Here is a 21,603-nt window from a genome sequence, read left to right on the forward strand (position 1 = left end):
CGCACCACGACACACGCCGCTGACACCCGACCACCCCCACCACGGGGGAAGGTCCGGTATCAGCGGCGTCGTGCGTTCCCGGGCCGGACCGTCCGCCGGTCGGCCTCGCACCGGCCGGCCGGACGGCCGCTCAGCGCAGGTCGAACCGGTCGAGGTTCATCACCTTCGTCCACGCCGCCACGAAGTCCCGGACGAACTTCTCGTCCGCGTCCCCGGAGCCGTAGACCTCGGCCAGTGCGCGCAGCTGGGAGTGCGAGCCGAGGACGAGGTCGACGGCGGTGGCCGTCCACTTCACCGCGCCGGTGGCCCGGTCCCGCCCCTCGAAGACGTTCGCCTCCGACGCCGAGGGCTTCCACTCCGTGCCCATGTCGAGCAGATTGACGAAGAAGTCCGTCGTCAGCGTCTCCGGCCGGTGCGTGAGGACACCGTGCGGGGAGCCCCGGAAGCCGGCGTTCAGCGCCCGCATCCCGCCGATCAGGACGGTCAGCTCCGGCGCGGTCAGCGTCAGCAGGTCGGCCCGGTCGAGCAGCAGGGACTCGGGCGAGAGCTTCTCGTCGGCCCGCAGGTAGTTCCGGAACCCGTCGGCCCGCGGTTCGAGCACCGCGAAGGACTCCACGTCCGTCTGCTCCTGCGAGGCGTCGGTGCGCCCCGGGGCGAACGGGACCGTCACGGCGTGCCCGGCGGCGTGCGCGGCCCGCTCGACCGCCGCGCCGCCGCCCAGCACGACGAGGTCGGCGAGCGAGATCCGCCGGTCGCCGCTCTGCGCCGCGTTGAAGTCCCGCCTGATCTCCTCCAGCCGCCGGACCGTGTCGGCCACCTCGGGGAGGTTGTTGACCTCCCAGTCCTTCTGCGGTGCGAGCCGGATCCGGGCGCCGTTGGCGCCGCCGCGCAGGTCGGTGCCGCGGAACACCGCCGCCGAAGCCCACGCGGTGGCGACCAGCTGCGGAACGCCCAGGCCGGAGTCGGCGATCCGCTTCTTGAGGTCGGCGATGTCCTCGTCGGTGACCGGCCGGTGGTCGGCGGCGGGGACCGGGTCCTGCCACAGCTGCGCCTCGGGCACCCACGGTCCGAGGTAGCGGGACACCGGGCCCATGTCGCGGTGCAGCAGCTTGTACCAGGCCTTGGCGAAGGCCTCGGCGAGCTGGTCGGGGTGCTCGTGGAAGCGCCGGCAGATCGCCTCGTAGACCGGGTCCTGGCGCAGGGCGAGGTCCGTGGTCAGCATCATCGGGGCGTGCCGCTTCGCGGGGTCGTGCGCGTCCGGCACGGCGCTCGCGGCCGCCGGGTCGGTGGGCTTCCACTGCTTGGCCCCGGCCGGGCTGGTGGTGAGTTCCCAGTCGTAGCGGAACAGGTTGTCCAGGTAACCGTTGTCCCAGCGGGTCGGCTCGGTGGTCCAGGCGCCCTCGAGTCCGCTGGTGAGGGCGTCGGCGCCGGAGCCGCTGCCGCAGGTGCTGCGCCAGCCCAGGCCCTGCTGTTCGATCGGGGCGCCCTCGGGCTCCGGGCCGACGCAGGACGGGTCCACGGCGCCGTGGCACTTGCCGAAGGTGTGTCCGCCGACGATGAGCGCGACCGTCTCCTCGTCGTTCATCGCCATCCGCGCGAAGGTCTCCCGGATGTCGACGGCGGCGGCCCTCGGGTCCGGATTGCCGTTGGGGCCCTCCGGGTTCACGTAGATCAGCCCCATCTGCACGGCGCCGAGCGGATTCGCGAGGTCGCGCTCGCCGCTGTAGCGCTCGTCGCCGAGCCAGGTGTCCTCGGGGCCCCAGAAGACCTCCTCGGGCTCCCAGATGTCCTCGCGGCCGAAGCCGAAGCCGAAGGTCCGGAAGCCCATCGACTCCATGGCGCAGTTCCCGGTGAAGACCAGCAGGTCGGCCCAGGAGATCTTCCGGCCGTACTTCTGCTTGACCGGCCAGAGCAGGCGCCGGGCCTTGTCCAGGCTGGCGTTGTCCGGCCAGCTGTTGAGCGGCGCGAAGCGCTGGGCGCCGCTGCCGCCGCCGCCCCGGCCGTCGGAGATCCGGTAGGTGCCGGCGGCGTGCCAGCTCATCCGGATGAACAGCGGCCCGTAGTGGCCGTAGTCGGCGGGCCACCAGTCCTGGGAGTCGGTCATCAGCGCGACGACGTCCCGCTTCAGCGCCTCGACGTCGAGGGTGGCGAACTCCGCCGCGTAGTCGAAGTCCTCGTCCATCGGGTCGGAGAGCGGCGAATGCCGGTGCAGGACCTGGAGGTCCAACTGCTCGGGCCACCAGTCGCGGTTGCTCCTGGGCCCGGTCGCCTCGGGGGTGGGGGAAGGAATTGCTGGGTTCTCGCTGTCGCTGCCGGACACGTCCGCCCCTTCGTCCTCAGTTGTTATCTGCCCTTTCGCCCGTATGGTCCCGCACCCGGGACCGTACGGCGGGCAGAACACGCGGGGCCTTCACCGGACGGGGCGGAGGCACGGCACGCGGCCGACGGGCGGCGCCCGGCGGCGCCGGCGCCGGGCTCAGGACCCGTCGGCGAGCCCGGCGCGCAGCACGTCGAGCCGGGCGGCGGCGCGGGCGGCCCAGCCGTCGCGCAGCTCCAGCGGCACGGTGACGGTGACACCGCTCTGCACCGGGTCGCGGATCTCGACCACGAACGGGTCGGCGGCGTGCAGCCGCAGGTAGGCGCTGCGGCCGGACTCCGGCCAGTCGGTGGCGGCGCCGTCCGGCGGCGTGCCGGCCTCCTCGGCCGCGGCGCGGGCGGAGAGCCACCCCGCGAGGTCCGCGAGGTCGGCGTCGGTGAGGTGCACCGGCAGCTGCGCGGTGACGAAACCGGTCCTGATCACGATCTCGGCCTCGTACCGGCCCTCCCGCCGGGCGCGCGCCGTCGGCCCGTCCAGCTCCACCGTGACGTTCCGCGTCCGGTCCGCCAACCTGATGATGTCCCCGCCCACGGTTGTCCCCGCTTCCGTCCGTCCTCGGCCGGCCGCCCGCCGCCCCGCTCCCCCGACGGGGACCGGCGCGGCGGGCGGCCGCGGTACCGGGATCGTGCCAGGCCGCACCGACGGCCCGGCCGCCGGGCGGGCGGGCCGGTCAGCTCCACCGGCGCAGGGCGTCCAGGTACACGGCGGTACGACCGGTGGCACCCGGTGCGGGGGTGAGGACCACACCGATCTCCCGCACGTGGGCGGGGTCGGGCACCCCGGCCAGGTCCAGCCGCAGGACCCGCCCGTCCGGGCCGACGGTGACGGCGGGGCTCTCGGTCCAGCTCCAGCCGGAGGCGTCGCCGGTCCCGGCGCGCACGTACAGCCTGGCCGTGGTGCCGCCCGCCTGCTGCCCCCAGGGCGCGGTGCCGGCGGCGACGGTGAGCACGGTGGCCCCGGTCAGGTCGACGGGGGCGGTCCGCCCGAGCCGGACGGCGCCCCGCTCGGGCTCGACGTCGGCCTTGAGCGCGCTGCGGCCCTCGGCCGCTCCCTCGTCGGCGACCGCCCAGGGTCCGGCCGCCGCACCGGACCCGGACCAGCCCTCGGTGCCGTGCTCGAAGCCGGCCAGCAGGCCGCCGCGCCGCACGTCGTCGAGGTAGACCGCGGACCGGCCGCCCGCCCCGGCCGCGGGGGCGAACTCGACGCCGATCTCGCGGACGTGGGCCCGGTCCGGGACCCTGGTCAGGTCCAGGACCAGCCGGGTGGACTTGGTGTCGACGGTGACGGCACCCGAGTCCGTCCAGGTCCAGCCCGCGGCGTCGCCGGTGCCGGTGCGCACGTAGAGCTTGGCGCGGGTGCCGCCCGCCTGGTCGCCCCACGGCGCGGTGCGGGCGTCGACGCTGAGCACGGTGTCGCCGGAGAGGTCGAGCGGGCCGACCTTGTTCAGGTAGGCGGCGCCGGTGCCGAGGTCCACGTCCGCCTTGAGCGACCCGCTGCCGCGGGCGGACCACTCGGTCACCTGCCACGGGCCGGCCGCGAGGTGCCAGCCGCTCCAGCCCTGGGTGCCGCTCTCGAAGTCCTGGTAGGACACCGGCGGGTCCTCCGCCGGGGCGGCGGCGAGGTCGACCCCTCCCCGGTTCACCGTCCACGGGTCGTTCATCAGCTCGGCGCCGTTGACGTTCCGGGCCGGACTCCACTCGTTGTTCCAGGCCAGGAAGTAGGAGGTGCGCGGGAAGCGCTCGTGCAGCGCCTTCACCCACAGGTCGTAGTCGAAGGTGCCGCCCGCGCCCGCACCGGGGCCGATCTCGGTGAACGCGAACGGCTTGCCGAGCTCGAGCAGCTTCTCGTAACCGGTGATCGCGGACGGGTCGGCGGTGTAGCAGTCCAGTCCGACCACGTCGGCGTAGGAGCGGCCGACCCAGTAGGCGGTGGGGTCGGCGGATCCGCAGTTCGGCGCGTACGTCCACAGCAGGTTGTGCAGGCCCTTGGCGGTGGTGAGGTAGTCGTAGGTGCCGCGCCACAGTGCCGCGAAGTCGGCCGGGTCCTGGCGGCCCCACCAGAACCAGTCCCCGTTCATCTCGTGGAACGGCCGGAACAGCACGGGCACCCCGGCGTCGGACAGTCGCCGCAACCCGGCCGCGACGTCGTCGAGTTCGCTCCGCCAGGCCCGGCCGACGGCGGTGGCCGGGTCGGACAGCTGCCGGAACGCCGGCTGCGGCAGCGGAGTCCGCCACGCGGCGCCCGCCACCGGGTTCGGCAGGTGGACGCTCACCGAGACCAGTCCGCCGCGACCGGCGTGCTCGATCATCTCGGTGTCGCAGCCCGAGTCGATCGCGGTCGGCTCCCCGCCGGCGTTCCAGCCGCTCGCGTAGTCGCAGGCGAGGATCGCCGGGAACCGGCCCGTCCGGTCGGCCAGTTCGGTGACGTCCCGGTACTGGGTGGCGAAGTCCTTTCCGGACCCGGCCGCGGCGCTGCCGCTGTACCCGGCGAAGAATCCGGACGCCGTCCTGTTCCGCAGTCCCCGGTCGGGCAGGTGCGCGAGCCAGTCCAGCACCGCCCGCGCCTGCGGGCTCGCCCCCGCGTCCACCGGTGGAACGGCGGCCGCCACCGCCACCGGCGCGGCGGCGCTCCCGCCGCCCAGCACGCTCGCCACCGCGAGCAGGGCCGCGACGGATCGTCGACGCAGCCTCATCAGCACCCCCGTTGCCTTCGGCACAGGCAGGAGCATCCGTCCTGCCGATGATCACACTAGGGGCTGGACGTCCGTCCGGACGACGGCCGGTGGGGGCGTCACCCCGGCCGGACCAGACGGTTCTCGTGGGCGTAGACCACCGCCTGGATCCGGTCGCGGAGTTCCAGCTTCTGCAGGACCCGCCCCAGATGGGACTTCACGGTCGCCTCCGCCAGGTACAGGGCGGCCGCGATCTCGGCGTTGGACAGCCCCCGGCCGACCTCGACCAGCACCTCGCGCTCCCGGGCGCTGAGCCGGCCGAGCCGGTCGTCGCGCGCGGCAGCGCGGCCGTCCGGGATGTGCGGGCGGAGGGTCTCCAGCAGGCGCCGGGTGATCCGCGGCGACACCACGGCGTCGCCCGCGGCCACGGTCCGGATCGCGCCGAGCAGCTCCTCCGGCCTGGTGTTCTTCAGCAGGAAGCCGGAGGCTCCGGCGTGCAGCCCGGCGAAGGCGTACTCGTCCAGGTCGAAGGTGGTGAGGATCAGCACCCTGCTCCGCGGGGAGACCCGGACCACCTCGCGGGTCGCCTCGATCCCGTCCGTCCCGGGCATCCGGACGTCCATCAGGACGACATCGGGGCGCAGCTCCCGGGCGAGCCGGACGGCCTGCTGCCCGTCCGCGGCCTCGCCGACCGGGGCCATGTCGGGCTGGGCGTCCAGGACGGTGCCGAAGGCCATCCGGAGCAGGGCCTCGTCGTCGACGATCAGGATCCGGATCGTCATGCGGGCACCGCCCCGGCGCTGTCGAGGAGCAGCCGGGTACGGACGCCCCAGCCGCCGCCCGGGAGCGGTCCGGCCCGCAGCGTGCCCCCGTAGGCGGCCGCGCGCTCGCGCATGCCGGGGATGCCGTGGCCGGAGGGTGCGGCGGCGGGGGCTCCGGCGGAGGGTGGCGGGCAGGGGCCGTTGTCGGTGACGTCGACGGTGACGGTGCCGGGCGAGCAGCCGATCCGGACCGTCGCGCCGGTGCCGGCGGGGGTGTGTTTGAGGGCGTTGGTCAAGGCTTCCTGCACCAGGCGGTAGACGGTGAGCTGGGCGGTGGCGGGCAGGTGGCCGTGGCCGCCGTGGACCTCCAGCCGGGTCGGCAGGCCGGCGGCGGACATCTGCTCGGCGAGGGCGTCCAGTTGGGCGATTCCGGGCAGCGGGTGGCGCTCGGCGTCCGGTTCGTCGGACCGCAGGACGCCCAGCGAGCGCCGCATGTCGGTCAGCGCCTGCCGGCCGGTCCCGGAGATCTGCCGCATCGCCGCGTCGGCCCGGTCGGGCGACCGCTGCCGCGCGTAGCCGGCGGCGTCGGCGAGCGCGACCATGACGGAGAGGTTGTGGGTGACGATGTCGTGCATCTCGCGGGTGATCCGCGCCCGTTCCTCGGCGACGGCGAGTCGTGCCCGCTGTTCCTGCTCCCGCTCCCGGTGTGCGGCCCGTTCCTCCACGGCGGCGAGGTAGGCGCGGGTGGTGCGTACGTTCGTCCCGAGGACGGCGGCGGCCACGGTCGTCGCGGTGACGGCGACGAACGGGGTGGCGAACGCGCCGTCCGGCGCCCAGCGCAGGCAGGCCAGCAGGACTCCCGCCTCCACGACGGCGGCGGCGGCCAGTGCGGTGCGCCGGTCGGAGCGCGCGGCCACCGTGTAGAGGGCCACCAGGACGGCGATGTCGGCGGGGAGTTGGACGTCCAGCAGCCACTGGACGGTGGCCGCGGCCACCACCGCGCCGAACACCGCGAGCGGGGCCCGGCGGCGCCACAGCAGGGGCAGCGCGAGGGCGGCGGTGAGGGCCACGGTGAACGCCCGTTCCTGCGGCACGGGCACGGTCGCGGCGTTGAGGAGGAGGAGCGCCGGGAGCAGCGCGTCCCATACCTGGGGCGGCAGCCGGGGGATCCGGCGGGCCGCGGCGGTGGCCGCCCGTCCCAGCCGGCCCGCCCACGGCCGGGGGGCCTTTCCGGGTACCGCGGCCGCCTCGGTCATCGCACGTCCTTGTCGTCCTTGTCGTCCTTGTCGTTCTGGTCGCTCTGGTCGCTCTGGTTCGCTCTTGTTGTTCTGGTTGTACTGGTTGTACTGGTTGCTCTTGTCGTTCGGGTCACGCTTGTCGTTCGGGTCGCTCTTGCAGCCGTGGGTGCTGCGCTTGCCCTGGTCGCTGTCGCCGTCCGGGCGTTTCCGCGGCCCTGTCACGGTAGGCCACCGGCCCGCCGGGCACATGCGCCCACCGTCGGACGGTGCCGGGGCCGTCTACGACCCGAGGAGGAGGGCGGACACCTCCCCCGGTCGCAACGCGACCGCCGGTCCGGGGCGCCCGGCTGCCACCCCGGTCGCAGCGGCAGGGGTGCCGGTGCCCGCCCGGGGTGGGACCGGGCGGCGACCCGGGGGCGATGCGGCGTCAGGTGCCCGCCGCCGACGATGGCCGGGTGAACGAGATCATCTCGGGACTGTTCCTGTCCCCCCTGGAAATCCTCGCCCTGCTGGCCGCCCTCGCCCTGGTGGTGGCGCGCTGGCTGCCCCCGGCCGCCCGCCCCCGCACCACGGTCGTGGCGGGCGCGGTGCTCGTCCTGTCCGGGCTCGTGCTGCTCGTGACCGGGATCCGCTGGCAGCTGCTGCCGGTCCTGGCCGGTGCCCTCCTCGCCCTGCCGTCCGCCCTCGCCCCGCTGCTGCGCCGGCGGTCCGGCCGGACGGCGTGGCGGGCCCGCTGGTGGCTGGCGCTGCCGGGATCGCTGGCCTGCGCCGGGCTGGTCGCCGCCGGGCCGGTGTCCGCCTGGGCCTTCCCCGTTCCCGAGTTCCCCGAGCCCACGGGCGGGTTCGCGGTCGGCACCCGGGTGCTGCAGTGGACCGACCAGCAGCGGCCGGAGACCTTCACCCCCGATCCGGCCGACCGGCGCACGGTCGTGGTCCAGCTCTGGTACCCCGCGGGGAGGAGCCCCGCCGGTGCGCCGCGGGCCCAGTACCTCGGGCGCACCGAGGCCGAGGCGCGGACCGTCGCCGGGGCCCTCGCCGGCGGGGTCGGCCTGCCGGACTTCCTGATGGACGGTGTGCCGCGGGCCCGCAGCCGTTCGGTCTTCGACGCCCCGGTGGCCGGGGACGGCGGCCGCTTCCCGGTGGTGCTGTTCTCGCCCGGATCGGGCGGGGTGCGCACCCAGAACACCGCCTGGGCGGAGGAACTCGCGAGCCACGGTTACCTGGTGGCCGCCCTCGACCACCCGTACGACTCCGCGGCCGTCGTCCTCGCCGACGGCCGGACGGTCACCACCGAGACCTCCTCCTCCGGCGACGCGGACCAGGACGAGAAGCTGGCGGCCGGCTGGACGGCGGTCCGGGCCGCCGATCTCGGTTTCGTCCTCAGCCAGTTGGAGGGTCTGGACCGCGCCGGGAGCGGCGACCCGCTGACCGGGCGGCTGGACACCGGCCGGGCCGCGGTGACCGGCCATTCGATGGGGGGCGCCGCCGCGCTCCAGGCCGCCCGGCAGGACCACCGGTTCCGTGCCGTCGTCGATCTGGACGGCTTCCCGCACGGCCCGGCCTCGCCCTCGCTCGACCGGCCGGTGCTCGCGATGACCCAGGCGCTGACCGGGGCGACCGACGCCCGGTACCTCCCCCGGCTGACCGAGGCGCTCGCGGCGAACACGGCGACGAGCTACCGGCTGACCGTTCCCGGCGCGGCGCACCTCAGCTTCATGGACGGCCCGCTGTACCTGCCGCCGGTCCCGGGCATCGTCGGCTCCCTGGGCCGCGCCCGGAGCCCGCGCGTCGTCGCCGGGGCCACCCTCGCCTTCCTGGACGCCGCTCTGCGCGACCGGCCGGGCGACCTGTCCGGCGCGCTGTCGGCCTACGGCAGCCTCACCGTCCGGGCCCCGGGCGGGCGCTGAGGGGGCGTGCCCACGGCCTCCGGGTGTGCGGCACCGCCCTCGCGGTGCCGCACACCCGGTGCCGCACGCCGGAGGCCCCGCGGACTCACCCCGCCGGGGCCGGGCGGAGCACCCGCCGCACGGCGGCGCGCAGCCACTGGTGGCCGCCGTCGGCGGCATGGCGCGGGTGCCAGGCCATCCCGATGGTCAGCGGCGGCAGTTCGAGCGGGATCTCCAGCAGCCGCAGGCCCAGGGTCTGCGCCGCACCGGAGAGCGGCGACGGCGGCTCGCCCGGCCGGGCGACCGGCACCAGGCAGACCACGTCGCCGGTGGCGGCCAGCGCCATCGCCGCCAGGTGCCCCGGCAGTACGGCGCTCACCCGGCGGCTGAGGCCCCGTTCGGCGAGAGCCGCGTCCAGCGGGCCGGTGAAGCGGCCGCGCCGGCTCACCACCACGTGCTCGGCGGCCGCCAGCCGGTCCGGCGTCAGCGGCCCCTCGGTCAGCGGGTGCCCGGCCCGGACCCCGACCGCCATCCGCAGCGTGGCCAGTTCCTCCACCAGGGTCTCCGGGTCGACGTGGTCGATCGCCCCGATCTCCAGATCGATCCGGCCCTCGCGCAGCGCGGGTCCCGCCTCGAAGTCCTCCGCCAGCACCCGCAGCGAGACGCCCGGCGCCCGGCGGCGGGCCAGCGCGAGCAGGCCGGGCGCCAGGGCCGCGCCGACCAGGTCCGCGGTCTGGACGGTGAAGGTGCGCCGCAGCGCGGCGGGATCGACCCCGCCGCTCGGGGTGAGCAGCGCCTCCAGCCGGCGCACCACCGCGGCGGCCTCGTCCCGCAGTTCCTCGGCGCGGGGCGTGGGCACCATCGCCTGGCCCGCCCGCACCAGCAGCGGGTCCTGGAGGACCCGGCGCAGCCGGGCCAGGGTGCGGCTCATCGCCGCCGGGGACGTGTGCAGCCGCGCGGCGGCCCGGGTGACGCTCTGCTCGGTCAGCAGGGCGTCGAGGGCGACCGCGAGATTGGCGTCGAGGTTCGGATCCTGGCTGCTCACCGGCATTGTTCCGTTCTGGGCAAGGATTGGATGCTGAAGTTCCCATTGTGGCAACACGGTCGCCGTCCGCACGATGAGGGGGCACCACTGATCCGACCGAGACCGTGAGGTTTTCATGATCGTCATCACCGCCCCCACCGGGAACATCGGCCGTCGGCTGCTGTCGCTCCTGGTCGAGGCCGCGCCCGCGCACGGGGAGGAACTGCGGGTCGTGGTCCGCGATCCGGCCCGGCTGCCCGCGGCCGTCCGCGCCCGGGTCGAGGTGGTCACCGGCTCGCACGGCGACGCCGCGACCGTCGAGCGCGCGTTCGCCGGCGCCGACGCCGTGTTCTGGCTGGTGCCGCCGGACGCCTCGGCCGCGCCCGAGGACGGCTGGAGCGGCTTCACCCGGCCCGCCGTCCGGGCCTTCGCCGCCCACGGCGTCGACCGGGTGGTCGGGGTGTCGGCGCTCGGCCGCGGCACCGCGCAGGCGGCCCGGGCCGGGCTGGTCACCGCCTCCCTCGCCATGGACGACCTGATCGCCGGCTCCGGCGTCGCCTACCGCGCCCTGGCCTGTCCGTCCTTCTTCGAGAACCTGCTGGAGGACGCCGACTCGATCCGGGCCGACGGCGTCTTCACCGACACCGTCGCCGCGGACCGCCGCGCCCCGCTGGTGGCCGTCGCCGACATCGCCGCGACGGCGGCCGGGCTGCTGCTGGACCGCTCGTGGAGCGGCGTGGACAGCGTCCCGGTGCTCGGCCCGCAGGACCTCTCGCCCGAGGACCTGGCCCGGATCATGACCGAGCAGCTCGGCCGCCCGGTCCGCTACCGGCGGCAGTCGCTGGACGAGCTGCGCTCCGACCTGCTCGGGTACGGCCTGCACGCGGCCTTCGCGGAGGGCGTCGTCGAGATGAAGCGCGCCAAGGACGAGGGCCTGGACGCGGGCGTCGGGCGACCGCCGCGGCCGGCGGTCCCGGCCACCTCGTTCGAACGCTGGTGCGCCGAGACCCTGAAGCCCGCCGTTCTCGCCACCACCACCGCCACCGCCGCGCCCGCCACCGCGCCCACCACTGCCGCCCCCACCGACACCCTCACCGCCCCGGAGGCCACCGATGCCCACTGACCCGACTGTGCCGGCCGTCACCGCGTTCATGCTGGTCAAGACCACGCCCGAGTGGCTGGGGATGAGTGTGGACGAGCGGGTCCACGCGTTCACCACCCAAGTCCTCCCGGTGATCGAGGCCCGTGCCCGCGGCGTCCGCTCCCGCTTCTACGACACGGAGTTCTACTCGGCGCGGGTGACCGACATCTGGGTCTGGGAGGCGGACGACCACGATTCCTACCGGCTGCTGGTCGACGCGCTGCGCGAAACCCCGTTCTGGGACCGCTGGTTCGAGGTGGTCGAGCTGCTCGTGGGCACCGAGAACGGCTACGCCCGCACCTACGGCCTGGACCCGGTCGCCACCGTCGCGGTCTGACGGCCGCCGCCCCGGTGCGCCGCCCCGGCCCGGTGCGCACCGGGCCGGGGCGGCGCACCCGGCCGGGGCCGGTTCAGCGCTTGGTGCCGTCGACGATGACGGGCGTGCCGCCGTTGGAGCCGCAGGGGCTGGCGTAGACGGGGTTCTTCTCGGCCGCGGCCTTGAAGGCCTCGATGCACTGGCTCAGCAGGATCTTGTCGGTCAGCGAGCCGGCGATCGCGGCGTTGGCGGCCGCGGTGCTGTCCGCCTCGATCTTGCGCTTCTCGGCCTCGGCCTTGGCCGTGCGCACGGCCGCCTCCGCCTGGGCGGTGGCCTGGTCCTGCTGGATCTTCTGGTCGATCGCCTTCTGCAGGCCGTCGCTCGGCCGGACGTTGCGCAGGTTGACCCCGTTGACGAGGATGCCGCGCGGGGCCAGCCGGGCGGTGATCAGCTTGTCGATCTCGGTGCTGATCGCCTCCCGCTGCGAGCTGTAGCCCTCGACACTGGTGTGACGGGCGAAGACGTTGCGCACGATCTCCCGGCTGTCCGGGTAGACCAGCCGCTGCTGGACGGCCCCGGCGCTGCCGGCCAGCTTGTACAGGTCGACGGTGTGCTGCGGGTCGATCGACCACTTGACCGTCAGGTCGGCGTAGAGCACCCCGCCCTCGGAGGACCGGACCTCGACCGTCGAGTCGCCCGTCAGGTCGAGGTCGACGGGCCGGGTCGAGAAGGTGGTGACGTCGGTCAGCGGCGACTTGAAGTGCAGCCCCGGCTGCCAGGCCGTACCGACCCTGCCGAGGCTGGTCGGCACCCCGACATCGGTCGGATCCACCACGTGCACAAAGGTGGTGAGCCCCAGCAGCAGCCCGAGGGCACCGGTGAGGAGTGCGCCCAGGGTGACCGGCCAGGACCCGACCTTGCGCCGGCGGAGCACGAGCAGACTGGCGCCGACGGCCAGGAACAGCAAAGAAACGATCAGCATGGCGAGTCTCTCGGACTGAAATGATCACACCGGACGGCCGCAGCCTAGACAGCCCTCCCGCACCCCCATAAGCCACGTCAGCCGATGTTCATGCGATGAACCCCCGACGTTGGCCGAGCGGAACGGGAGACGACCCGGCGCCGCGCGACGCCCCCTCACCGTCCTGGGCCCGGCCGCACTCGGGCCGACCGAATACGGAGCCCGGACAGCTCGCCACCGGTAGGCCCACAAGTCCCTCCGATCACGGTGTTTGACGATCAGTCAGCTCCAAGCCGATCGCAACGGCCGCAACGGCTGGCCGAATCCGAACGCGACCCCGGCCCGACTCCCCCGCCGAGGGACCGCTCGCACCGGGCCTCCGGGAGGTACCCGGAGTGACGACGCGGTGAAGGATCGGCCGGCGGTCACCGGGGGCGCCGAGCTGCCCTCTTCGTCGATGCGGCACGGACCGCTCCCCGCCGGACCGCGTCACCGGCGCCCGCGCGGACCGGGCTGGCACCACCACCACCGGGGCCTACGCATGCGGACGAACCGGGCATCACGACACCCCGGCCCCCGCACCGCCCCGCCTCCGACCGGAACGACTTACCGGCCAATGTGGTCGAGGCACTCTCTCGGCGGCGCGCGGGGCGACCTAGACTCGGCTGCGCGGTGGCACCCGGCCGTGATCGATCCGAGCCGGGCACCCACGGGGGACCAGGCACAGCGGCACCACCCGCCCGGGCACTCAGGTGCGCCGGAGCACGCAGGTCGCACCTCCGCCCGGTACGTCCTTCACCTCCAGGGAGCCCGCCATGTCCGACATGTCCAGCGACTTCGGCCTCGACCTCCAGGACCTCGACCTCAGCGAGCTGACCGTCACCGCACTGCGCGACACCGTCGCACTGCCGGAGAACGGCGCGTCCCACGGCTCGTGCTCCTGTCAGGCCTCGTCGTCCTGCGTTCAGCCCAACCTGTCAGCCACGGAACTGATCTGACGTCCAGTCAGATAGATCCTCAGCGATATTCCTCGGGAGACCCGTATGTCCGACCACCTGCAGGACGCCCTCGCGTTCGACGGTCTCGACCTCGACCTCGACCTCGGCGAACTGACCGTCACCGCGCTCCGCGACAGCATCGCCCTGCCGGAGGGCGGAGCCTCCAGCAACCCGGCCTCCTCCTCCTGCCAGTCGTCCTCCAACTCCAGCGTCATCATCCACCCGCCGGCCACCCGCTGGTGATCGGCACGGACCCGCACCGCCCGGTCGCCGAAGGTGCGGCCGGACGCTGAGCGGTGACGAGTCACCACCGGACCCGGCGCGTTCCGCTGCGGAACGCGCCGGGTCCCCCCGTGGGCGCGTCCCCGGACCGACGCCCGCGGAGGTACGAGATCACCCGCCCGATCCCCAGCCACCGGAGGTGGCCCGCAGTGCCCAACCGCGCCCCCGCCAGGGCCGTTCCGGCGCCCGCGCCGCCGGCCGCCGCGCCCGCCGAGGCCTCCACCACCGCCTCCACCGCGGCGTACGCGCTGGTGCGCAGCACCGTGCTCGCCCGGGCCCCGCAGTCCGCGGCGTCCGCACTCGTCAGGGACCTGCTGGCGCGGCTCACCGACACGGAGACCGCCGACGCCGCCCTGCGGTCCGCCCTCGGCGACGACCTCTACGCCAGCCGGGACGGCCACGACGAGGAGTTCCACCGGCGCGTCGTCCTGCCGCTGCGCAGGGACCTGCACAACGGCCGTGCGCCGCGCACCGCACAGCTCGCCCGGCTCGGGGACCTGCCCGCCCGGGTCCCCCGCCTCGCCGAGTGGCTGGAGCTCCACGAGCGCCGCACCCGGCTGCTGGCCGGCCTCGCCCAGGCCGTGCCGTCGGCGCTCGCGGCGGAACGGGCCGCACTGGCCGCACTCTGCCGGGAGCCCGCGTTCCGCCGTGCCGTCGCCCTGGGCAGTGCCGACCTGCTGCGCGCCGTGGTCCACACCTCGGAGCGGGAGGCGGACCGGCCGGGCCGGGCCCGCAAGGAGGAGGCCGCCGTGCTGCGCCACGCGCTGCGGGCGACCTGCAAGACCAGTCCGCTGTCCTGGTTCACGGCGGTCGGCTGGGCCCCGGAGGAACCGCTCCCCGGCTCGGGCGAAGCGGCCCCGCGGGCGGTCGTCCGGGTCAACCGGACCCTGGTCGGAGCACTGGTCCAGGCCCTGCTCGACGAACCCCGGCGGGCCCGCTGCCTGCCGCACCGGATGACCAGCGCCGCCGGCGTCGACGGTGGCCGCGCCCACTACCGGCGCACCCGGCCGGTGTTCCTCGGCGGCCGCTACCTCGCCACGCGCGAGGAGGACGTGGAAGTCGGCGCCCGGCCGCACCTGGCACTGCTCGCCTCCCTCACCGGGACCCCCGAACCGCCGGGGCCGCTCTCCGCGCGGCTCGCCGCGGCCCTCGGCCGCCCCGCCGACGACCCGGCGGTCCGGCGCTCCGTCGACCAACTCCTCGACGCCGGGCTGCTGGTGCCCACCGAACCGGTCGACCCGCAGGACCCCGACCCGCTGGAGCGGCTCGCCGAATGGCTCGACGCCTGGCCCGAGGACGCCGCGCTCGCCCGCGCGCTGCGCAGGCTCGCCGAGGACACCGCCGCCTACGCGACCACGCCCGCCGAAGCCCGGCCGGCGGCGCTCGCCGCCCTGGCCGCCGACTGGCGCGACCTGCTCGCCGACGCCGGCCGGCCCCTCCCCGGCGGGTCCGTGCCGATCACCGTGCTCAGCGAGGACGTCCACACCGCCGCGCCGCCGCAACCCCGGCCGAGCGCCGTCGACCGGGCCGTGCTCGCCGAACTCACCGCACTGGCCGAGCTGTTCGACCACGGCCACCTGACCAGACTGGCCACCCGGGACCGCTTCGTCGACCGGTACGGCACCGGCGGCGTCTGCGCCGCGCCGTGGGAGTTCGGCGCCGGGACCGGCGACGCCTGGGCCGACGTCCCCGTCCCCGGGGACATCGCCGCCCTGCGACGGGAGTTCACCGGCCTGCCCGAACTGGACGGTGAGGTCGTCCTGCCCGCCGACCGGGTGCGCGCGCTGGCCGACCGGCTGCCCGCCCGGACGGCGACCCGGCCGCTCAGCTACTCCTGGTTCGTCCAACGCGAGGCGTCCGGGGGCCTGTTGTGCGTCAACCACGTGTACGGCGGCTGGGGCCGCTTCACCAGCCGGTTCCTCGACGCGACCGCGCCGCAGGCCGCGGGCGAGGTCGCCCGGCAGATCCGCGCGGGGCTCGGCGCCGGCACGCGCGCCGCCCAGATCCGGCCGGTGGGCGGCTTCAACGCCAACCTGCACCCGCTGCTGCTCGCCGAGGAGGTCGGCCCCGACCGGCGTTGGTCCGCCCTCTCCGAGGCCGACCTCGATCTCGTCCACGACATCGGCAGCGACCAGCTCCGGTTCCGGCTGCGCTCCACCGGCGAGTACCTCGACGTGCTCTACCTGGGCTTCCTCTCCCCGGTCGTCCTGCCGCAGCGACTGGCGCCCCTGCTCGCGGACCACCCGAACGGCGTCGTCGTCCTCGAACCGCTGCTGCCCCGGACCTCCCTGGCCGCGCCCGGCGGCACCGTCGTCCGCACTCCCCGGCTGCGGTACCGGCACGTCGTGCTCGCCCGCCGCCGCTGGCACCTCCCGGCCGAGGTCCTCGACGCCCTGCGGGCCGACCTCGCCGCCACCCCGGCCGATGCCCCGCGTTCCTCCGGCTCCCCCGCACCGGAGCGGGTACCGGTCGCCGCCGTCGCCCGCTGGCGCGCCCGCCTCGACCTGCCCGAGCAACTCTTCGTGCACCCCGTGACACCGCCCACCGAGGGCGCTCCGGCGGCGGAGGCCTTCCTCGACCGGCTGCGGGCGCCCAAGCCCCAACCGGTGGACCTCGGCAACCCGCTCCACCTGCGCCACCTGGACCGGTGGCTCGCCCGCCACCCGCACGGCGTCCTGCTCGAGGAGGCACTGCCGCCGATCGGCGGGCAGACCGAGCCGGCGCGGGCGGTCGAGCTCGTCGTGGAGACCTACCGCCCGGCCCGGACCGCCGCCGCGCCCGCCGCGCCCGCCGCCACTGTCCACCTGCCCGCTCTGCCAGTCCTGCCCGTCCTGCCCGCCCTGTGACCGCACCGCCCCTGCGGCGCCGAGGAGTTCACCGATGACCGAGCCCAGGAGTGAGCCCGTGGGCGGCCCGGCGGCCGGACAGCCGTCCGCGGCCGCCTCCGGGACGGCCCTGACCGACGTGGTCCTGTACCACTACCGGCCCGTCAAGGCACCCGCGCTGCGCGAGGCCGTCCTGCCGCTGGCCCACCGGGCGACGGAACACGGGCTGCGCGCCCACGTGGAACGCCACTGGCGGTTCGGTCCGCACCTGCGGCTGCGACTGGAGGGACCGGCCGGGCAAGTGGCCGCCGTGGCCCGGGAGTCCGCCGACGCGCTGCGGGCGTGGGCCGCCGCGCACCCCTCCGTGGCCGACCGTACGACGGAGCAACTGCTCGCCGAGGCCGCCGTCGCCGGGCGGGCCGAACTGATCGCCCCGCCGTACGGCCCGCTGGTACCGGACAACACCGTCCGGGTCGCCCCCGTCGAGCCGGCCGCCACGGCCGACCTCAGGGCCCTGCTCGGGGCCGAACCGGCTTCGCTGCGGGACGAGTTGATGCGTGCCGGACTCGCCCCGGTCACGTCGGCCTGCGCGTTCCTCGGCGAGCGGGGCGACACCGCGGAGGCCCGGGTGCGACTGGTGGTCACGGCACTGACGGCGCACGCGGGCACCCACCCGGACGGACTGGTCGGCGGCCACTACTCCTTCCTCTCCCACCTGGAGGACTTCCTCCTCCACGAGGACCCGGACGGGCGCCTGCGCGCCGCCTTCGACCGGCACTGGGAGCGCGGCCGACCGGCGGTCGCGGAACTGGTCCACCGCGTCGCGGCCGGGGACGCCCGGAGCTGGGAACGGGACTGGGCGCACTGGTCGGCCTCGGCCTGGCGGCGGGCCGAGCTCCTGCTGGCGGCCGGGGTGGACCTCTCGGGCCGCAGCGAGGAGTACCGGGCCCGCGCCGCCGCCCTCGGCGACCCCGCCGTCGCCGAGCGCTGGGACTTCGAACTGCGGACCCGCTACAGCGAGTTCCACCGGCTGGTGGCCCGCAGCGACCCCGACGGCACCGCCTTCGGCCGCGCCCACTACCTCGTCTACCGGACCACCACCAACGCCCTCTACCGGCTCTTCGCGATCTGCGACGTCCGGCCGGTGGAACGCTACCTGGCCGCCCACCTCGTCGTCCGCGCCGTGCCCGGGCTCACTGGGCACCGGTGGCAGGACCACCTCGGCGCGGCGGTCGCCAGGGCCGAGGGGGCGGCATGACGGCGGAACCGGCCGCCGGCCGCCCGCGGCTGCGCCCCGGCGTGGCGGTCACGCCGCTGCGGGAGGGTCTGCACCTGCGCGGCCGCGGTACCAGCCTCACCCTGGAGGGCAGCCGCGCGCTGCCGGTGCTGTGGGAGGTCCTGTCCGCGCGGCTGGCCGACGGTCCGCCCGCCGCCGAAACGGATCCACGGCGGCCGGGCACGGCAACGGCAAGCCCCGAACCGGCGACAGGCCCTCCGGACCCCACCGCCGGGCACCCGAAGCTGGAGGCGGCACTGGCCACCGTCACCGCCCGCCTGCGTGAGCACGGCCTGCTGGTCGACCGGTCCGACGAGCCCGAACCGCCGCCCTGGCCGGGCTCGGTCGCCGAGCGTCCCGGGGACGCGGTGGCGGCGATCGCCGCCGCCCACCCCGTGGTCCTCGCGGCGGACCCGCAGGAGGCGACGGCCCGCGCGGTGGCGCGTGCCCTCACCCGGGGCGGGGCGGAGCCGACCGTCGTCGCCGACCCCTCGCTGCCCGCCGGACAGGTGCTGGTCGTCGCGGCCGAGCCCCCGGTGGCCGTCGGACTGCAGTGCGGCGCGGACGGCGGGTTCGTCACCGCGCCCGCCGGTGCGGCCCGCGCCCGCGCCGATCTCGCGGCGCTCACCGAACGGCTGCGCCCCGGCCCCGGGCACGGCCCCGACCCCGGGCGACGCACCAGCCCCGAGGACGGCTCCGCCCCCGGGCGACACCCCGGCTCCGAACGACACCCCGACCCCGCGCGGGCGCCCGACGGTTCGACCCCGAGGGCTCTCCCGCTGCTGCTCGCCGCCGCGACGGCCCAGCGGCTGCTCTGCGCCGTCGCCGGACTGCCCGACCCGGGCGACCCCGCGGACAACCCCCGGCTGCTCGCCGGCCGCCCCGCCGTCCTCGTCGCCGACGCCCGCCCGTTGCGGGCCGAGCACCGCCCGTGGGCGGCGGGGCCAGGACCGGCGTCCGCACCGCCCGAGGACCTCGAGGGGGCCCTGCGCCGGGTCGCCGCGCTCGGCGACCCGCGGCTCGGTGTCATCGACGCGCCCTCCCCCGGCGACCTCCCTCAGCTGCCCACCGCCCTGGTGACCAGCCGGACACCGGACGGCCCGCTGCTGGCCGGAGCGCCCCGGACCGACCTCGCCCGGCTCACGGGTGCCGTCCGCGCCCTCGAACTCCGGCTGGCGGCCGCCGATCCGGGCACGGCCGGGGCCGCCGGAAACGCGCCCCGGGTCGCGGTCGGCGCCGGGCCCGCGCAGGCGCTCGGCCGGGCCCTGCGGCGCGCCGCCCTGGCCGTCCCCGGCGGCCCCGCCGACCCACGGGCCGCCACCGCGGTGGGGACGGTACCCGGGGAGCGGTGGCGCGAGCACCCGCAGGCCCGGTACTGGACGGCGGCCCTGGCCCGACACCTCGGCCGCCACGCCGCCGCCACCGTCCGCCGGATCGCCGAGTCCGTCTTCCTCGCCACCGTCGAGGGGAGCCGGGCCGTCGAGGCCACCGCGCCCGACGCGGTCGCCCTCGCCGCGCTGGACGCCCTCACCCGGCTGGCGGCCCTCGACCTCGGCCCGGAGCGCGTCGGCCACACCGCGTTCAGCGGCGCCGACGCCCCTCCGGCCGCCGCCGGACGGCCCCTCCCCGACTGGGTCGGCGAGGGCTGGACCGGCCGCTGGCTCGCCGGACTCGCCGACCGCGAGACGGAGTTGCAGGCCGCGCTGCACCGCCTGACCGGACTGCGCACCACCCCCTGGCAGCCCCGTACCAACGCCGCCCGGCAACCGGCCGACGCCCTGGCGGGCTGCGGCTTCACCGCCCTCGTGCCCGTGGCGGACACCCGGTGACCGCCACCGATCCGCCCGTTCTCGACCCCGAACAGGCCCTGGCGACCACGAGCGGCACCGCGGTCGTCCACCTCACCGCCTGGACGCTCGGCCTGGCCGAGCGGCTCAGCCGCCACGCCCTGGCACACCCCGTCCGGCTGGTTCCGGTACGCGAGGACGGTGCGCTGACCGTCGTCGGGCCCGTCCTGCACCCCGGTGCGCCCGCCTGCCTGAGCTGCACCGAGGTCCAGCGGCTCGCCAGCGCCGGCGGCCGGGTGCCGTGGCAGAGCCCGGCCCTGGCACTGGCCGGCACCGGCACCCCGGCCTTCTCCGAGGCGGTGCTCGCCCTGGCCGCCGACCTCGCCGACTCCGACGCCGCAACAGACCCCGGCACCGCCGCCGAAACAGGCACCGGCACCGAAACAGGCACCAGCACCGGCACCGGCACCGAAACAGCCACCGACGGCCGGGCCGCCACCCACGCCACCGTCCACCTGGTCCACGGCGACCGCGCCACCTGGTCCACCCACCGGGTCCGCCCCGTCGGCGGCTGCCCCGTCTGCCACCCGCTCCCCGAGGACACCCCCGACGCCGCCCGCCTGCCCGGCACGCCCCGCGCGCTCCCCGACCCGACCGTGCTGCGCGGCGCCAACGACCGGACCACCGCCGACCGGCTGCGCGCCGAACTGCACGACGAGCGCTTCGGCCCGGTCCGCCGTCTCTACCGCACCGAGGACTCGGCGTTCGCCCTCACCAGCGCCCTGGTCACCGACGGCCGGGCCGAGGAGGACGGCGGCTACGGACGGTCCACGGACTTCCGGTCCAGCGAACGCGTGGCCCTGTTCGAGGCCGTGGAGCGGCTCGCGGGCATGCGTCCGCTCGGCCGCCGCACCACCCTGCGCGCCTCCTACGCCCAGCTGGCCGCCGCACGCGGCCCCGGAGGCGTTCTCGACCCGGTCCGGCTCGGCCTGCCGGACCCCGGCGACCACCCCGGCCGCACCACCGTCCCCTTCACCCCCGAGCTGGTCCTCGACTGGGTGCACGGCTGGTCCCTCACCCACGAGCGTCCGGTCGCCGTCCCCGAGCACCTCGCCTACTGGGACCCGCCGGGCCGCGACCGCCCCCGGATCGCGCACGAGTCCTCGAACGGCTGCGGCCTGGGCAACAGCCCCGAGGAGGCGGCACTGTACGGTCTGTTCGAGATCGCCGAGCGGGACGCCTTCCTGCTCGCCTGGTACGCCCGCACCCCGCTGCCGGCCGTCACCGTCCCCGTCGACGACCCGGAGACGGCCGCGCTCGCCGACCGCGCCGAACTGCTCGGCTACCGGCTCACCCTGCTCGACGCCACCAACGACCTCGGCGTCCCGGCCGTACTCGCGCTCTGCCGCTACCGGGGCACCCACCCCGACGCCCCACTGACCTTCCTGGCCGCCGGAGCCCACCACGACCCGCGCACGGCGATCCGCTCCGCCGTCGCCGAGGTGGTCACCAACGTGCAGGACGAGCCACGCCGCCCGGCCACCGACGGCGGCGCCCGGGACCGACGACGTCTGCGCCCGATGCTGGAACGGCCCGAGCTGGTCGCCGTGCTGGACGACCACGTCGGCCTCAACACCCTGCCCGAGGCGCAGCCCCGCCTGGACTTCCTGTTCGCCGGCCCGCCGCCGGTGCCGTGGCGGGAACGCTGGCCCGGCGCGCCCGAACCGGTGGACGACCTGACCGCGCTGCTGGGGCGGACGGTCCGGCGCCTCGCCGGGGAGGGCCTGGAGGTCGTGGTGGTCCGTCAGGACGAGCCCGGTGTGCGCGACCGGCTCGGGCTGCACTGCGTCAAGGTGATCGTCCCCGGGACGCTCCCGATGACCTTCGGCGAGGCCAACCGGCGCACCCTCGGTCTGCCCCGCCTGCTGGAGGTCCCGTACCGGCTCGGCCGCACCCCGCGCCCGCTGCGGCACGACGAACTGCCGCTGCACCCGCACCCGTTCCCCTGATCCGCCGCACCGCGCGACCCACCGCGCCACTCGGCCGGCCGACTCCCCCGC

At 76.1% G+C, this 21,603-nt stretch carries 16 protein-coding genes; 9 read left to right on the plus strand and 7 right to left on the minus strand.

The genetic code is table 11. The features are described from left to right. Positions 1–130: 130 nt before the first annotated feature. From katG to BLU95_RS02910, 5 genes are all read right to left on the minus strand, one after another. Positions 131–2,320, minus strand: coding sequence for a catalase/peroxidase HPI (gene katG, locus BLU95_RS02890; RefSeq protein WP_093858532.1), 2,190 nt, complete (start codon positions 2,318–2,320; stop codon positions 131–133). A gap of 156 nt (positions 2,321–2,476) precedes the next feature. Continuing rightward, complete coding sequence (locus BLU95_RS02895) at positions 2,477–2,908, minus strand: DUF5959 family protein (RefSeq protein ID WP_093858533.1); 432 nt, start codon at positions 2,906–2,908, stop codon at positions 2,477–2,479. A gap of 139 nt (positions 2,909–3,047) precedes the next feature. Beyond that, on the minus strand, positions 3,048–5,069 hold the full coding sequence (locus BLU95_RS02900; protein ID WP_159424738.1) for a glycosyl hydrolase: 2,022 nt from the start codon (positions 5,067–5,069) through the stop codon (positions 3,048–3,050). 98 nt (positions 5,070–5,167) lie between these two features. Further along, positions 5,168–5,830 (minus strand): response regulator, encoded by a 663-nt coding sequence (locus BLU95_RS02905; RefSeq protein WP_093858535.1) that lies wholly within the window; start codon positions 5,828–5,830, stop codon positions 5,168–5,170. Next, positions 5,827–7,269, minus strand: coding sequence for a sensor histidine kinase (locus BLU95_RS02910; protein ID WP_231978233.1), 1,443 nt, complete (start codon positions 7,267–7,269; stop codon positions 5,827–5,829). Before BLU95_RS02910 ends, BLU95_RS02905 begins: the two co-directional genes overlap by 4 nt. Before the next feature lie 197 nt (positions 7,270–7,466). On the opposite strand from BLU95_RS02910, the gene BLU95_RS02915 reads away from it, so the two are divergent. Further along, positions 7,467–8,954 carry an alpha/beta hydrolase family protein gene (locus tag BLU95_RS02915; RefSeq protein ID WP_093864595.1) on the plus strand — a complete coding sequence of 496 codons (1,488 nt, stop codon included), beginning with the start codon at positions 7,467–7,469 and terminating at the stop codon, positions 8,952–8,954. Between the two features lie 85 nt (positions 8,955–9,039). On the opposite strand, the gene BLU95_RS02920 is transcribed toward BLU95_RS02915, so the two are convergent. Further along, the gene (locus BLU95_RS02920) at positions 9,040–9,984 is read right to left on the minus strand and encodes a LysR family transcriptional regulator (protein WP_093858537.1); all 945 of its coding nucleotides are present in this window, start codon (positions 9,982–9,984) and stop codon (positions 9,040–9,042) included. Positions 9,985–10,093: 109 nt separating this feature from the next. On the opposite strand from BLU95_RS02920, the gene BLU95_RS02925 reads away from it, so the two are divergent. Both BLU95_RS02925 and BLU95_RS02930 read left to right on the plus strand, forming a co-directional pair. Continuing rightward, positions 10,094–11,080 carry an NAD(P)H-binding protein gene (locus tag BLU95_RS02925; RefSeq protein WP_093858538.1) on the plus strand — a complete coding sequence of 329 codons (987 nt, stop codon included), beginning with the start codon at positions 10,094–10,096 and terminating at the stop codon, positions 11,078–11,080. After that, entirely contained in the window at positions 11,070–11,435 is a 366-nt protein-coding gene (locus BLU95_RS02930; RefSeq protein WP_093858539.1) for a darcynin family protein, read from the plus strand. The genes BLU95_RS02925 and BLU95_RS02930 overlap by 11 nt, the downstream gene beginning before the upstream one ends. Before the next feature lie 73 nt (positions 11,436–11,508). Here BLU95_RS02930 and BLU95_RS02935 read toward each other — a convergent pair whose 3' ends face one another. Next, complete coding sequence (locus tag BLU95_RS02935) at positions 11,509–12,396, minus strand: prohibitin family protein (RefSeq protein ID WP_093858540.1); 888 nt, start codon at positions 12,394–12,396, stop codon at positions 11,509–11,511. Positions 12,397–13,190: 794 nt separating this feature from the next. Here BLU95_RS02935 and BLU95_RS02940 point away from each other — a divergent pair. The 6 genes from BLU95_RS02940 to BLU95_RS02965 all read left to right on the plus strand — a co-directional run bounded on the left by BLU95_RS02940 (position 13,191) and on the right by BLU95_RS02965 (position 21,552). Then, a complete protein-coding gene (locus BLU95_RS02940; protein WP_093858541.1) occupies positions 13,191–13,373 on the plus strand; it encodes a thiazolylpeptide-type bacteriocin in 183 nt (60 codons plus the stop codon). A 45-nt stretch (positions 13,374–13,418) separates the two neighbouring features. Beyond that, a complete protein-coding gene (locus tag BLU95_RS02945) occupies positions 13,419–13,616 on the plus strand; it encodes a thiazolylpeptide-type bacteriocin (protein ID WP_093858542.1) in 198 nt (65 codons plus the stop codon). A 188-nt stretch (positions 13,617–13,804) separates the two neighbouring features. Beyond that, a complete protein-coding gene (locus BLU95_RS02950) occupies positions 13,805–16,501 on the plus strand; it encodes a lantibiotic dehydratase (protein WP_159424739.1) in 2,697 nt (898 codons plus the stop codon). Positions 16,502–16,535: 34 nt separating this feature from the next. After that, complete coding sequence (locus BLU95_RS02955; RefSeq protein ID WP_093858544.1) at positions 16,536–17,738, plus strand: lantibiotic dehydratase C-terminal domain-containing protein; 1,203 nt, start codon at positions 16,536–16,538, stop codon at positions 17,736–17,738. Beyond that, positions 17,735–19,585, plus strand: coding sequence for a hypothetical protein (locus BLU95_RS02960; RefSeq protein ID WP_093858545.1), 1,851 nt, complete (start codon positions 17,735–17,737; stop codon positions 19,583–19,585). Before BLU95_RS02955 ends, BLU95_RS02960 begins: the two co-directional genes overlap by 4 nt. Further along, complete coding sequence (locus BLU95_RS02965) at positions 19,582–21,552, plus strand: TOMM precursor leader peptide-binding protein (RefSeq protein WP_231978234.1); 1,971 nt, start codon at positions 19,582–19,584, stop codon at positions 21,550–21,552. The genes BLU95_RS02960 and BLU95_RS02965 overlap by 4 nt, the downstream gene beginning before the upstream one ends. Positions 21,553–21,603: the final 51 nt, after the last annotated feature.

It is taken from the genome of Streptomyces sp. TLI_053 (assembly GCF_900105395.1).
Classification (GTDB): Bacteria; Actinomycetota; Actinomycetes; order Streptomycetales; family Streptomycetaceae; genus Kitasatospora.

Coding starts and splice junctions, on each gene's coding strand:
- BLU95_RS02900 (WP_159424738.1), bottom strand. CDS start 5,069: ATGAGGCTGCGTCGACGATCCGTCGCGGCCCTGCTCGCGGTGGCGAGC.
- BLU95_RS02905 (WP_093858535.1), bottom strand. CDS start 5,830: ATGACGATCCGGATCCTGATCGTCGACGACGAGGCCCTGCTCCGGATG.
- BLU95_RS02915 (WP_093864595.1), top strand. CDS start 7,467: ATGCGGCGTCAGGTGCCCGCCGCCGACGATGGCCGGGTGAACGAGATC.
- BLU95_RS02920 (WP_093858537.1), bottom strand. CDS start 9,984: ATGCCGGTGAGCAGCCAGGATCCGAACCTCGACGCCAATCTCGCGGTC.
- BLU95_RS02925 (WP_093858538.1), top strand. CDS start 10,094: ATGATCGTCATCACCGCCCCCACCGGGAACATCGGCCGTCGGCTGCTG.
- BLU95_RS02930 (WP_093858539.1), top strand. CDS start 11,070: ATGCCCACTGACCCGACTGTGCCGGCCGTCACCGCGTTCATGCTGGTC.
- BLU95_RS02935 (WP_093858540.1), bottom strand. CDS start 12,396: ATGCTGATCGTTTCTTTGCTGTTCCTGGCCGTCGGCGCCAGTCTGCTC.
- BLU95_RS02940 (WP_093858541.1), top strand. CDS start 13,191: ATGTCCGACATGTCCAGCGACTTCGGCCTCGACCTCCAGGACCTCGAC.
- BLU95_RS02945 (WP_093858542.1), top strand. CDS start 13,419: ATGTCCGACCACCTGCAGGACGCCCTCGCGTTCGACGGTCTCGACCTC.
- BLU95_RS02955 (WP_093858544.1), top strand. CDS start 16,536: ATGACCGAGCCCAGGAGTGAGCCCGTGGGCGGCCCGGCGGCCGGACAG.
- BLU95_RS02960 (WP_093858545.1), top strand. CDS start 17,735: ATGACGGCGGAACCGGCCGCCGGCCGCCCGCGGCTGCGCCCCGGCGTG.